The following is a 13,409-nucleotide window of genomic DNA, read 5'->3' as shown; positions in this document are numbered from 1 at the left end:
TCAGGGTCCTTTATGCGCATAAACTCAGGGCAGCATGGCGACGATTTCGTCGGCACATGCGCGAACTTCTGCTGCGGCAAGTCGTGCGCCACGGTCGTTCATCTGCAGGACGGTCTGCCCCAGCGCCATCGCCTGCTTGTAGGCTTCGCGCGTCGGGATTTGGGTCTTCAGCAGCGGGAAGCCGAGTTCTTCAATCGCACGCTTCAGCTCTCGCGTCAGCATGCGTTTCTCTTCGGTCTTGTTCAGCAGGAATACCGCGCGCAGGTCTTCATTCATGACCTGCGCTTGCTGGATCAGTTTCACCAGGCCAACGCTCGACCAGTAATCGGCCGGCGACGATGACGTCGGAATCACGGCAACCGTGGCTGCCAGCAGCACGACGCCCGAGACCTTTTCGGTGATCGACGGAGGGCAATCGACGACGATGATGTCGTAGTCGTTGATGAACTTCTTGATCTCACGGTGGATCTGCCCACCGGCTTCAGCGAGGTTGACGACCGGAAACGGGATACCGTTGTCGCTCTCCCCTGCCGCGCTCGACCAGTGGATGAGTGTGTTTTGGCCGTCGGCATCGACGACGAGGACGCGCTTACCTTTCTCATGAAATGCCGCGCCGAGGTGCATGGCGATTGTACTTTTGCCCACACCACCCTTCTGCTGAGTGACCGCAATGATTTCGGCTGCCAATTTTCACTCCTGTTTTGGTCGTCAAAATTTTACCCGATGAATTTCTTATTTCAATCTTTAAGTGTGCGTCGGCTCAAGATTTAGCCATTCGGGGGAGGTTTATGCGCATAAAGATGGCTGGCTTGGTGCTTGTCGGCAGTTGGCTCGCTGTATCGATGGCGGAAAATGGATCGGTTTATGCGCATAAACTGCCCTCCCCCGCCGCGTCGCTACAATAGGCGCTCATCCTGTTTCCCTGGCGAGCCCACCTGAATGATCACGATCTACCACAACCCACGTTGTTCGAAGTCCCGCGAAACGCTGGCGCTGCTCGATACCTTGAACAAGGCTGGCGAAGCCGTGCAGGTCGTTGAGTATCTGAAGACGCCGCCGACCGTCGCCGAGTTGAAGGTGCTGCACGATCAACTCGGGCGCCCGCTGCTCGACATGGTTCGCGACAACGAGGCTCCGTTCAAGGAATTGGGGCTCGGCGCGGAAGGCATCAGCGATGCCGAAATTTACGAGGCGATCGCCGCCAACCCGGTCCTGCTGCAGCGGCCGATCGTCGTACGCGGCGGCAAGGCCGCGATTGGCCGTCCCCCGGAATCCGTCGCTGCCTTGTTCGAATAATTCTTATAGTTTTTAAAAAACTGCTGCGTTGGTCCGAAATCGCCCGTCGCAGCTTTCTCATCCGTTTTCTTCCCCCATTTTCGACCTGATTTTCCACCGCATTTCATCGTCAAACTTGTGCGCTATGCTGTCCCGGCGCAAGGGGCCGTGGCTGTAATTGCCGGGTCAATATCGATTCCCCGGCATGCGCCGCCGAAAAGTTATCCACAGTTTCTGTGGAAAACCTTGTGGAAAGCCGGCCCCGATCGCCCGCGGGTCAGGACTTGCGCTGGTTTGCCTGTAAATGGGCCGCCACGGCGCATTCGCGAACGAATCCGGCCGGATTCTCAAATGAACGGAAGGAGAACGTGATGACTTATCGAATTGCCGTGGTTGTCGGGAGCCTGCGACGCGAATCGTTCAACCGGGCGCTCGCGAAGGCCGTGATCTCGCTGGCCCCCGACGACTTCTCGTTCGAGTTCGCCGACATCGGTGCGCTTGCCCTTTACAGCCAGGATTACGATTCGGCGTTTCCTGCCGAGGCCACCGCGTTCAAGCAGCAGATCGAAGCGGCGCAGGGTTTGCTGTTCGTCACGCCCGAATACAATCGCTCGATTCCGGGCGTGCTGAAGAACGCGCTCGATTGGGGTTCGCGGCCGTGGGGGCACAATTCGTGGAGCGGCAAGCCGGGCGCGATACTCGGCACGTCGCCGGGCGCGGCCGGCACGGCGCTGGCGCAGCAGCATCTGCGCAATGTGCTGGCCTACCTCGATATCGCGACGCTTGGCCAGCCCGAGATGTTCATCAAGCACGACACGAGCCGCATCGATGCGGATGGGAAGATCGTCAACGACGACACGCGAAAATTCCTGCAGGCGTTCGTCGATCGCTACGTGGCGTGGGTGCGCCGTCACGCGAGCGTCTGACCCGACACGGGTCGTGTACGGCGGGCGCTGACGGCAAACCAGCTTCAGCGCCCGCGTACAGCCGAACGCAACTCACGCCCGCGCCGCCGCCTTCCGCGCATCGCGCGCCTGCCGGATCTCGCGCAGCAATTCATCGAGCAAACCGATATCGAACGGCTTGGACAGCACACGCGCGCTGACGCGCCGAGTGCGGTCCAATTCTTCCGCATAGCCGGTCACGAGGATCACGGGCAGTGCGCCCGGGCGGCTCTCGATCGCCTCGGCGAGATCGATGCCGTTGAGCTTGCCCGGCATGTGAATGTCGGAGATCACGAGTTCGAACGGGCGCGCGTCGTCGTCGGGATCGGCGGGTGTGTCGATCAGCACGAGCGCATCGTCGGCGTTCGCCGCGTAGGTGATGCGGTGGCCGAGCAGGCTCAACAGCGCTTCGGTGCCGGCCGCCACATCGCCGTTGTCCTCCACGAGCAGAATTCGCAGGCCTTCGTTCGGCGCTTCGGCGTCGGGCGCAGCGGCTTCGAGCACCAACGGCGCGGCCGCCACTACGCCGTCGCTTTTGCTTTCGCCGGCACGTGGCAGATACAGCCGCACGGTCGTGCCCTCCCCCACCTCGCTGTCGATCGTCGCGATGCCGCCCGAACGCTCGCAGAACGCGAACACCTGCGGCAACCCGAGCCCCGTGCCCATGCCCTTCGGCTTGGTCGTGAACAACGGCTCGAATGCATGCGCGAGCACCTCGGGCGCCATGCCGTTGCCGGTGTCCGATAGCGAGATCCGCACGAAATCGCCAGTCAGCGGAAAGCGATCCTCGCGGCGAAACGTGATGTTCTGCGCGTCGATCGTGAAGCGCCCGCCGGACGGCATCGCGTCGCGCGCGTTGACCGACAGGTTGATCACCGCGAGTTCGAGCTCGGCGATGTCGACGCGAATCGGCCAGATCCCGGGCGGCATCTCGATGATCAGTGCCGATTTCGAACCGAGCGAGGTTTTCAGCAGTTCGCGGCACGACGAGCCGAGCCATTGCGGCACGTCGATCGTCTCGCTGCGCAACGGCTGCTTGCGCGCGACGCCGAGCAACTGCCGCGTCAGCGACTGGCCGTTCTTCAATGCGCGCTCGATGGCGGTCAATTCCGTATCGATCAGGGCCGTGCCGCGCAACCGGACGATCTGGATGTTGCTCGAGATGATCATCAACAGATTGTTGAAATCGTGCGCGACGCTGCCCACCAGGTTGCCGAGCGCTTCCATCTTGCGCGACTGGCGGTAGGCGGATTCGATCGAGCGCCGCATCGATGCTTCGGCCTGCCAACGATCCCACGCTTCTTCCTCGACGCGCAGCCGCTTCAGCGACAGCCAGATCACGCACCACAACGCCAGCGACGGCGCGAACATCGAGATGAACAGCACGCTCAGGTGCTCGTACCACGCGCCCCAGATCGCCGAGGTGCGATACGCGCAAGTCACGTAGACGGGATAGGAGCCCACCTGTCGATACGCGACGATTTCGTTCGAGCCGTTCTCGTGCTCGACGTGGATGATGCCCGAGCGCGGATTGCGGGCGTCGGCGTTGACGAACGGCGCGTCGTGCTCGTCGAGCTTTTCGTCGCCGGTGTCGGGCGGTGGCGGATACGAGGCGAGCACCGAGCCGTCGCTGCGCGTGAGCGCCATCGACATCGGCGATTTGTCGCCGCCGAGCAGGTCGCGGTAGAACGCGTTGAAGTACGAGGATTTCAGCGCGATCGACACCATGCCGGCAAAGCTGCCGTCGCTGTGAAGGCGCGGCACGCCGGTGTTGAAGACGAGGCTCGGCGTGGTCGAGCGCAGCGGCCCGTGCATCGGCCGCGAGATGTGCTCGATGACCTTGCCGTCGCGAACGCCGATGAAATCGTCGCGGTTCGCGATCGACGCGTGCGGCGCCGGGTAATAGAGGCTGTTGGCGAGCAGCATGCCGCTCGCGCCGAAAATCGACACGGCCGCCACCTGCGGGTAGCCGCCGCCGATCGTGTTGAGCGTGTCGTGGATGTCGGCTTCGGCGTTGCGGATGGCCGGGTCGTCGAGGTCCTGCACGAGATCGACGATGCGCGCGTCGAGCGTTTCGGTCAGGTCGAACACCTTCAGCGCGTGTTCCTCGGCGACGCGCACCGTGCGCATCGTCACGTCGCGCGCGGTGGCCTCGCGCGCGCGCAGATCGTTGTACGCCATCACGGCGACGTAGACGCACGGCAGCACGATCGCCGCGGCGAGCAGGATGATCAGCGTGATGCGGCGTACCGCGAAATCCTGCTCGGGCGCGCCGCTCGAAAACGACGCCTCCTCGTCCTGCCAATCGGCGGCGGATGATGAGCGTGTGGCGTCGTGCCGGTCGGGCGTCATGATGATGGGAACCGCAGCGTGGGATGGCCTGTATCGAATGATCGCCATCATAAACGACTCGCGGGCGGCCCCCGGCGATTCCGGGCCTTCCCGTGCGATGCGCGCGGCGCGCGGCGTGCGCGTGTCAGGCGTCAGGTGGCCGCTTCGCGCGCAATGGCCGCCAGCCGGTCGGCCAGCGCCTGCGGCTGCGACAGGAACGGCGAGTGGCTGCTGTCGAACCGGTGAACGTGGGTCGGGAGAGCGGGCGTGAACGCGTCGGCTTCGGCGATGAAGCGCTGCTGGAGCGCCGGCAGGATCACGCGGTCTTGCGAGCAGGCGATGTAGTGCCGCGCGATCGCGCCCCAGCGCGCCGGCGTGGTGACGATCGGGGTGGCGAACGGCGCGGCCGGCACGTCGCACGACAGCAGGCGCACCGCCGCGCGGCACGTGGCGTCGTCGACATCGGCGAACAGCGCTTCCTTGAGGCGGGCCTGGTAAGCCGGGTCGCGGCTGGCCGGATCGATGCGCAGCGCGCCGACCGCGCGCGGGCTGGCGCACATCAACGAGGCCAGCATCTCGCCACGGTTTTCGGGCGCGCGCACGTAATCGAGGCCGTCCACGCCCGAGGCCGGCATGAAGGCGCTCAGGTAAACGATGGCCGCGATGCGCTCGGGGGCCCGCTCGGCCGCCGCCGTGATCGCCAGCCCGCCCATGCTGTGACCCACCAGCACGACGCGGTCGTGGCCGAGCGCGCAGGCGCGGTCGATGGTGTCGAGAACGTGGTCGGCGTAGGCGTCGAGCGTGACGGCCGCGACTGGCGAGGGCTCCTGCGCGAACGCGTCGAGGTCCGTCCCGCCGAATGAATCCGGATAGCCGGCACTCACTCCATGAGCGGGCAGGTCGCGCGCGAGGCTCGCATGCCCGTGTGCCGCGAGCGCCGCGGCGACCCGTTCATAGGCCCATGCGCCATGCCAGGCGCCGTGCACCAGCACGAACGGCAGACGGGCTTCGTCACGAGGTGCGCTGTGCGGATCGGAACCGTTCAATGGGATGTCTCCTCTCGTTGGATGGGGCGGCCGGTGCGGCGTATCGAGAAGCGATTGTCGGCGCGATTGCCGGTTCCCGCCAGCGAATCCAGCCTGCTGCGAGACGGCGCGCGATACCCCTCCTTGTCTCGAAAATCGGCGAATTTCGGGCATCGACATAACAAATAGCTTTCATTTTCGCGAAACTGTTTCCGCCACACCACAGAATAAGAATTTGCCTATTCCATTCCTACCGCATCTCGCGCTAATTTTCGGAGTCCCCCTTCATGAAGCCGCGTCATGAATACCGACTACTTCTTTTATCGCCGCCCCGAAACGCCCGGTCCGTATTCGCTCGACGATCTCGGTGACATTGCGCCGTCGATCGCGGCGGTCGATGCGATTCGCGATGGAATCGGGCTGGTGATCAACGGCCTGGCCTGGCGCGAGTCGGATGCCGTGCCCGGCGCCTGGTTCGGCGAAGGCGGTGCGACCTTCCAGTTCACCGCCGATCTCGACGGCCAGGTCACGAGCTTCATCGGTTCGCGCCTCGATCGCCGGCAGGTGCTGCAACTGGCGCGCGCGATGGGCTTGATCGCCCTCGATCTGCAACGCGACATGGTGTTCGCGTAAGCGGCCGAGCCCGCGCCCGACAAGCGGCAGCGGGTGTCAAACATTGCTATACTTCCCGCCATTTCCGGCCATCCGCCGGTCAATCAAGCCTGTCTGCGCGCATCGTTCGCGCATCTAGCACGCAACTCCATCCCCATCGGGCGTGGCTACTTCCATCGCCCGCGAGGGCGTTTTAGCGGAGCCTGTCTTGGCCGTCAGCAATCTAGCCGTGGACGAAACCCAAACCGACGCCGCTGCCGTTTCATCGGGCAGCTCCTTCTATCGCGCGATGCGGATCCTGCCGGCGGCGCAGCGCGAGGCGATGTTCCAGGTCTATGCGTTCTGCCGCGCCGTCGACGACATCGCCGATGAAGGCGGCCCGCGCGACGTCCGCGCGGCCGACCTCGACCGCTGGCGTGCCGATATCGACGCCTGCTTCGCCGGCACGCCGCGCGCCTCGCTCGTGCCGTTGACGCGCGAAATCGGCAAGTTCGGCCTGAAGCGCGAGGATTTTCACGACATGATCGACGGCATGGCGATGGATGCCGCCGAAGATATCTGCGCGCCCGACGAAGCCACGCTCGATCTGTATTGCGATCGCGTCGCGAGTTCGGCCGGCCGCCTGTCGGTGAGGATTTTCGGGATGCAGGAAGCGCCGGGCATCGAGCTGGCGCACCATCTCGGTCGCGCGCTGCAGTTGACCAACATCCTGCGCGACATCGACGAAGACGCCGATATCGACCGCTGCTACCTGCCGCGCGAGCTGCTCGAACGCGAAGGCATTCCCGTCACCGATCCGAAGACGATCGCCGCGCATCCGGCGCTGCCGCGCGTGTGCGCGACGCTGGCCGAGCGCGCCGCCGCGCATTTCGCGCATGCCGACCGGGTCATGGACGGCACGCCTCGCGTGCAGGTTCGCGCGCCGCGCATCATGTCGGGCGCCTATCGCTGCATCCTCGAGGCCGCGCTCGCGCGGGGCTTTGCCGCGCCACGCGCACCGGTGCGCAAGCCGCGTCTGCGGATGCTGTTGATCCTGCTGCGCTACGCGCTTTTCTGATCCGATGGCATGCCGCCACCGGGCGATCGGCGGCTCGTCCGCCGCATCGCAGGGTCGTCGGTTCGACGCTTCGGCGGCATGTCTCAATGTGAGTACCCGCTTCGCCGGAATATTGCGCTGCTCCCACTTTGTCGGGTGCACATCCGGGGTTTCGGCTGAACCTGAAACGCCCGGCCCTGCGCTTGCGCGGGCCGGATTCGCTGTTCGCGGGCGACGGCACCGCCGCCCTGCCCGCGTCGATCGACGGCGCGTGCCGCCGAGCCGTACCGCACGCACCGCATGATAAAGAGGGACCGATGAACGATCTCACCGACTCGACCACACCGGACGACGCGCAACCGAACCGCGCCGCGCCGCCCGCCACCGGGGATCTGCGCGCGAATCCGGCAGTTGAAACGGCTGCGGGGGCAACCGCCGCGCCGGTTGCGCCTGCTGCGCCTGGCGATGTGGCAGCGGCCGCCGTTGCGCGGGCCGTGCCGGCCACGCCGTCTGTTGAAGCCGTGCCGGTGACGCCCGCTGCGCCCGCCGATGTGGCTGCGGCAACCGCCGCGGCCGCCCCGGCCGCCGAGGCGCCACCCGCCGTCACCGCCCCCGCCCCCGCCGAACTCGACACAGCGATCACCCGCGCCATCGACACGCTGCTGGCCGACCAGCGGCCCGACGGCCACTGGGTCTACGAGCTCGAAGCGGACGCGACGATCCCGGCCGAATACGTGCTGCTCGTGCATTACCTCGGCGAGACGCCGAATCCCGTGCTCGAACGCAAGATCGGCCGTTATCTGCGCCGCATCCAGTTGCCCGACGGCGGCTGGCCGCTGTTCGCCGAAGGCCGCCCCGACGTCAGCGCCAGCGTGAAGGCCTACTTCGCGCTGAAGCTGATCGGCGACGATGTCGACGCCGAGCACATGGTCCGCGCGCGCAACGCGATCCACGCGATGGGCGGCGCGGAGATGTCGAACGTCTTCACGCGCATCCAGCTCGCGCTGTTCGGCGTGGTGCCGTGGTACGCGGTGCCGATGATGCCGGTCGAGATCATGCTGCTGCCGCAGTGGTTCCCGTTCCATCTGTCGAAGGTGTCGTACTGGGCGCGCACGGTCACCGTGCCGCTGCTCGTGCTGAGCGCGAAGCGCCCGCTGGCGAAGAACCCGCTCGGCGTGCGCGTCGACGAGCTGTTCGTCAATCCGCCCGTCAACGCCGGCCTGCTGCCGCGCCAGGGCCACCAAAGCCCCGGCTGGTTCACGTTCTTCCGTGGCGTGGACGGCCTGCTGCGCCTGGTCGACGGCCTGTTCCCGCGCTACTCGCGCGAACGCGCGATCCGTCAGGCCGTGCAGTTCGTCGACGAGCGCCTGAACGGCGAGGATGGCCTCGGCGCGATCTATCCGGCGATGGCGAACTCGGTGATGATGTACGCCGCGCTCGGCTACCCCGAGGATCATCCGAACCGCGCCACGGCGCGCCGCTCGCTCGAGAAGCTGCTGGTGATCGGCGACGACGAGGACGGCGAAGCGTATTGCCAGCCCTGCCTGTCGCCCGTTTGGGACACCTCGCTCGCGGCGCACGCCTTGCTCGAAACCGGCGAGCCGCGCGCCGAGCAGGCGGTGCTGCGCGGCCTCGCATGGCTGCGCCCGCTGCAGATCCTCGACGTGCGCGGCGACTGGATCTCGCGCCGCCCGAACGTGCGTCCGGGCGGCTGGGCGTTTCAGTACGCGAACCCGCATTACCCCGACGTGGACGACACCGCCGTGGTGGCGCTGGCGATGGACCGCGCGGCCAGCCTCACGCAATCCGACGTGGACCGCGACGCCATCGCCCGCGCCCGCGAATGGGTGGTCGGCATGCAGAGCAGCGACGGCGGCTGGGGCGCGTTCGAGCCCGAGAACACCCATCACTACCTGAACAACATCCCGTTCTCTGATCACGGCGCGTTGCTCGATCCGCCGACCGTCGACGTGTCGGGCCGTTGCCTGTCGATGCTGGCCCAGCTCGGCGAAACCACGGCGAACAGCCAGCCCGCGCAGCGCGCGCTCGACTACCTGCTCGCCGAGCAGGAGCCGGACGGCAGCTGGTACGGCCGCTGGGGCATGAACTACATCTACGGCACCTGGAGCGCGCTCGGCGCGCTGAATGCGGCCGGCCTCGCGCACGACGACCCGCGCGTGCAGCGCGGCGCGCAATGGCTGCTGTCGATCCAGAACGCCGACGGCGGCTGGGGCGAGGACGGCGACAGCTACAAGCTCGACTATCGCGGCTACGAGGCCGCCACCAGCACCGCGTCGCAAACGGCCTGGGCGCTGCTCGGCCTGATGGCGGCCGGTGAAGTGGCGCATCCGGCCGTCGCGCGCGGCATCGCCTGGCTGATCGCCGAGCAGAAGGCGCACGGCCTGTGGGACGAAGCGCGCTTCACGGCCACCGGCTTCCCGCGCGTGTTCTATCTGCGCTATCACGGCTATCGCAAGTTCTTCCCGCTGTGGGCGGTGGCGCGCTTCCGGGCCTTGACGCGCGCGGGCACGACGCGCGTCACGGTGGGCATGTAAGCGGATGGCGACGCTCACGACCCAGGCACCGGTCATCGCCGTCACCGGCATGGCCTTCGAGGCAAAAATTGCGCGCGGCGATGGCGTGGAAACCGTCTTCGCGGCGCGCGCGGACAGGCTCGAACGCGCGCTGTCCGAAGCCGTGGCGCGCGGCTGCGCCGGCATCATCAGCTTCGGCACGGCGGGCGGCCTCGCGCCCGATCTCCAACCGGGCGCGCTGGTGATTGCCGACGCGATCGACGGCCCGTTCGGCGAGGTGGTGACCGACGCCGCCTGGAACCGGCGGCTCGCCGCCGCGTTGCGCGGCACGCCGGTCGCGCTCACGCTGCGACGCGGGCGGATGGCGGCGGTGGGCGCGCCCGTGATCGACGCGCAGCAGAAAGCCCTGCTGCACGCCCGCCACGGCGCGCTGGCGGTCGACATGGAATCGCATATCGCCGGCGCGTTCGCGGCGGCGCGCGGCGTGCCGTTCGCGGTGTGCCGCGCGATCGTCGATCCGGCGTGGCGCACGCTGCCGCCCGCGGCCACCGCGGGCCTGCGCGACGACGGCACCACCGCGATCGTGCCGATCCTGCGCGAACTCGCGAAGCAGCCGTCGCAACTCGGCGCGCTGCTGAAGCTGGCCGGCGACGCGCGCGCGGCCAAGACGGCGCTGATCCAGGCGCGTCACGCCTTCGAACGCGAAGGCGCCTGGCGCGGGCTGTAAACCGCGCCCGGCCTGCCATGCCCTTCCTCGATACCTTCGTATCCCGTGCCGGCCGCTACGCGATCGGCACGGAATCCCCGTCGGGCCGCCGCTATCTGTCGATCCCGGTATCGAACCGTCTGGTCGACTACGAAGAACACTACGGCATTACCGACACGCAGGCGCAACGCTTCCTCGCCGAGCCGGAATTGGCACGGCAATTCGCCGATGCCTGCCGCGCCCGCCTGCATGACGACCGCCTGCTGACGCCGCCCGGCAGCGATCGCGGCGTCGCCACCTGAGCGGCTTCCAGGCCGCTCGCTTCCCTTCTCCGATGCGTGCCGCAACAGCGGCGATGTCATGTCGTCCTGAGTGACAACATTTGTTGTTGAGATATACAATTTGTGAATCGTATGTTGTCGAATGCCGATGCGACCCCGCCCGGCAGCGGCACAACCGATTTCCCTTTTTGTATCCGCAAGGTCATCAATGAAAGTACTTCACCCCGTCGTCGTTGCCGGCACGCCGCACGAGATCGGCCGGCAACTCGGCGAACTGGCGCGCCCCGAGATAGATACATATCGCGCCCGCAGCGCCGCCTGGCAGGCCGTTGCGGCACGGCTTGGCGATCCGCTGCTGCCGGTGCTGCGGCGCGCGGCCGAGGCGGCGTTTCCGGCGGCGGTCGCCGAGATAGACGGCATCGTGGCCAGCCCCGGCCTGTCTATCTTCCGCGCCGATCCGGCCGACCCCGACGACGAGAACACGCTGGCCACGGCAGCGTTCGACATCTGCGCGAGCGGCGTCGATGTCACGGTGCGCCGTGGCGGCGCGACCGGTTTCGCGCTGCGCGTGGCGCGCGACGCGGGCTGAGGCGATGGCCTCCCCCTTTTCTTCCCTATTGCATATCGAGCGGCATTCCAGCCTCAGGAGCCCAGCATGACCACCGTATTTCACCGCGCCCCGCGCGCCTCGCTGCCCGTCGCGGTGGCGGGCGACGGCATCGAGATCATCGATGCGAACGGCAAGCGCTATATCGACGCGTGCGGCGGCGCGGCCGTCTCGTGCCTCGGCCACAGCAACGCGCGCGTGATCGAGGCGATCAAGCGCCAGGCCGATCGCCTGCCCTACGCGCACACGTCGTTCTTCACGACCGAGGTGGCCGAGGAACTGGCCGACCGGCTCGTTGCGGCCGCGCCAGCCGGGCTCGGCCACGTGTATTTCGTGTCGGGCGGCTCGGAGGCGATCGAGGCCGCGCTGAAGCTCGCGCGCCAGTATTTCGTCGAAATCGGCCAGCCCGCGCGCCGCCATATCGTCGCGCGCCGGCAGAGCTATCACGGCAACACGCTGGGCGCGCTCGCGATCGGCGGCAACCTGTGGCGGCGTGAGCCGTTCCTGCCGCTGCTGATCGACGCGCATCACGTCAGCCCCTGCTACGCGTATCGCGAGCAGCGCGCGGAGGAAAGCACCGATGCGTTCGCACAGCGCCTGGCCGACGAACTCGAGGCCACGTTCCTCGAACTCGGGCCGGAGAACGTGGCCGCATTCGTGGCGGAAACGGTGGTGGGCGCCACGGCCGGCGCGGTGCCCCCGGTGCGCGAGTATTTCCGCAAGATCCGCGCCGTCTGCGACAAGTACGGCGTGCTGCTGATCCTCGACGAAATCATGTCGGGCATGGGCCGCACCGGCTGCCTGTTCGCCTGCGAGGAAGACGGCATCTCGCCCGACATCCTGACCATCGCCAAGGGGCTGGGCGCCGGCTATCAGCCGATCGGCGCGACGCTCGTGTGCGATCGCATCTACGACGCGATCGTCGGCGGCACCGGCTTCTTTCAACACGGCCATACGTATCTCGGCCATGCCATCGCCTGCGCGGCCGCGCTCGAAGTGCAGCGCGTGATCGCCGAGGAGCGCCTGCTCGACAACGTGCTGGCGCGCGGCGAACAGTTGCGCGCGCAACTACGCGAACGCTTCGCCGATCACGCGGCCGTGGGCGACGTACGCGGGCGCGGCCTGTTCGTCGGCGTCGAATTCGTGGCTGACCGCGACAGCAAGGCGCCGTTCGATCCCGCGTTGAAGCTGCATGCGTCGCTCAGGCGCGAGGCGATGGCGCGCGGGTTGATGGTGTATCCGATGGGCGGCACGATCGACGGGCGGCAAGGCGATCACGTGCTGCTCGCGCCGCCGTTCATCAGCACCGCCGCGCAGATCGAGACGATCGTCGCGCGGCTGGCCGATGCGCTGGATGCGGCGCTCGCGTCGAGCGGCGCGTTACGATAAGCGCGCTCGCTCCCCTACCGATTTTCGACCCCGGAACCGACATGACCGACCGCCTTCCCCCGTTCGACACCGCTCAGGCCACCGACGCCCAACGCGCGGTGCTCGACGAAATCCTCGCCGGCCCGCGCGGCAACCTGAACGGCCCGTTCCTCGGCTGGATCCACAGCCCCGAACTCGCGCAGCACGCACAGCGGCTCGGTGCGTTCTGCCGCTACGAAACCGGCTTGCCGCTGCGCCTGTCCGAACTGGCGATTCTCGTCACGGCTGCGCGCTGGCGCTCGCAGGCCGAGTGGTATATCCATCTGCCGATCGCGCTGCAGGCCGGCGTGCCGGAGGCGGTGGCCGAAGCGATCCAGCGCGGCGACGCGCCCGTGTTCGACGATGCCGACGACGCGCTGATCCATCGTTTCTCGACCGAGCTTTACGAGACGCAGCGCGTGTCCGACGCGACCTATGACGCAGCGGCGGCGCGCTTCGGTGCGGTGGTGGTCATCAATCTGGTGGGTTTGCTCGGCTACTACGCGCTGGTGGCGATGACGCTGAACGTGTTCGGGATGCGCGCGAACGGGCAGCAGACGCTGCCGTTCGCGGAGTCGGAGGCTGGAGCGCAAGACAAGCGGTAAACGGATCGCGGCCCGGCGGCGCCTTCGCAAGCGAGGCGCCGCCGGG

General features: G+C 67.1%; 12 protein-coding genes and 1 pseudogene. 10 read left to right on the top strand and 3 right to left on the bottom strand.

All coding sequences use genetic code 11. The features are described from left to right. Positions 1-24: 24 nt before the first annotated feature. A complete protein-coding gene (parA, locus tag AB4850_RS14920; protein ID WP_414440579.1) occupies positions 25-687 on the bottom strand; it encodes a ParA family partition ATPase in 663 nt (220 codons plus the stop codon). A gap of 252 nt (positions 688-939) precedes the next feature. Here parA and arsC point away from each other — a divergent pair, with 252 nt between their 5' ends. Continuing rightward, positions 940-1,296: an arsenate reductase (glutaredoxin) gene (arsC, locus tag AB4850_RS14915; RefSeq protein ID WP_414440578.1), complete on the top strand. Its 357-nt coding sequence runs from the start codon at positions 940-942 to the stop codon at positions 1,294-1,296. Positions 1,297-1,646: 350 nt separating this feature from the next. Further along, positions 1,647-2,201, top strand: a complete 555-nt coding sequence (locus AB4850_RS14910; RefSeq protein ID WP_414440577.1) for an NADPH-dependent FMN reductase — start codon at positions 1,647-1,649, stop codon at positions 2,199-2,201. 72 nt (positions 2,202-2,273) lie between these two features. Here the strand turns inward: AB4850_RS14910 and AB4850_RS14905 are convergent, their stop codons facing one another. Together AB4850_RS14905 and AB4850_RS14900 are read right to left on the bottom strand one after the other, a co-directional pair. Next, the gene (locus AB4850_RS14905) at positions 2,274-4,571 is read right to left on the bottom strand and encodes an ATP-binding protein (protein WP_414440576.1); all 2,298 of its coding nucleotides are present in this window, start codon (positions 4,569-4,571) and stop codon (positions 2,274-2,276) included. Between the two features lie 131 nt (positions 4,572-4,702). After that, a complete protein-coding gene (locus AB4850_RS14900) occupies positions 4,703-5,596 on the bottom strand; it encodes an alpha/beta fold hydrolase (protein ID WP_414440575.1) in 894 nt (297 codons plus the stop codon). A 279-nt stretch (positions 5,597-5,875) separates the two neighbouring features. On the opposite strand from AB4850_RS14900, the gene AB4850_RS14895 reads away from it, so the two are divergent. The 8 genes and pseudogenes from AB4850_RS14895 to AB4850_RS14860 all read left to right on the top strand — a co-directional run bounded on the left by AB4850_RS14895 (position 5,876) and on the right by AB4850_RS14860 (position 13,363). Next, a complete protein-coding gene (locus AB4850_RS14895; protein WP_414440574.1) occupies positions 5,876-6,208 on the top strand; it encodes a hypothetical protein in 333 nt (110 codons plus the stop codon). A 187-nt stretch (positions 6,209-6,395) separates the two neighbouring features. Continuing rightward, the gene (gene hpnD / locus AB4850_RS14890) at positions 6,396-7,244 is read left to right on the top strand and encodes a presqualene diphosphate synthase HpnD (RefSeq protein ID WP_414440573.1); all 849 of its coding nucleotides are present in this window, start codon (positions 6,396-6,398) and stop codon (positions 7,242-7,244) included. 296 nt (positions 7,245-7,540) lie between these two features. Beyond that, positions 7,541-9,778, top strand: coding sequence for a squalene--hopene cyclase (gene shc, locus AB4850_RS14885; RefSeq protein ID WP_414440572.1), 2,238 nt, complete (start codon positions 7,541-7,543; stop codon positions 9,776-9,778). Positions 9,779-9,782: 4 nt separating this feature from the next. Continuing rightward, positions 9,783-10,484: a phosphorylase gene (locus AB4850_RS14880; RefSeq protein WP_414440571.1), complete on the top strand. Its 702-nt coding sequence runs from the start codon at positions 9,783-9,785 to the stop codon at positions 10,482-10,484. A gap of 17 nt (positions 10,485-10,501) precedes the next feature. Continuing rightward, entirely contained in the window at positions 10,502-10,765 is a 264-nt protein-coding gene (locus AB4850_RS14875; protein WP_414440570.1) for a hypothetical protein, read from the top strand. Positions 10,766-10,952: 187 nt separating this feature from the next. After that, positions 10,953-11,180: pseudogene (locus tag AB4850_RS14870) on the top strand (peptidase C45); the annotation flags it as partial. A 219-nt stretch (positions 11,181-11,399) separates the two neighbouring features. Then, positions 11,400-12,740, top strand: coding sequence for an aspartate aminotransferase family protein (locus AB4850_RS14865; protein WP_414440569.1), 1,341 nt, complete (start codon positions 11,400-11,402; stop codon positions 12,738-12,740). Between the two features lie 41 nt (positions 12,741-12,781). Continuing rightward, a complete protein-coding gene (locus AB4850_RS14860; protein ID WP_414440568.1) occupies positions 12,782-13,363 on the top strand; it encodes a carboxymuconolactone decarboxylase family protein in 582 nt (193 codons plus the stop codon). Positions 13,364-13,409: the final 46 nt, after the last annotated feature.

Source organism: Burkholderia sp. 22PA0106 (assembly GCF_047497155.1).
In the GTDB taxonomy this organism is placed as follows: domain Bacteria; phylum Pseudomonadota; class Gammaproteobacteria; order Burkholderiales; family Burkholderiaceae; genus Burkholderia.
The sequence above is the reverse complement of the archived record's forward strand: the minus strand, read 5'-3'. Positions and strand labels throughout refer to the sequence as shown.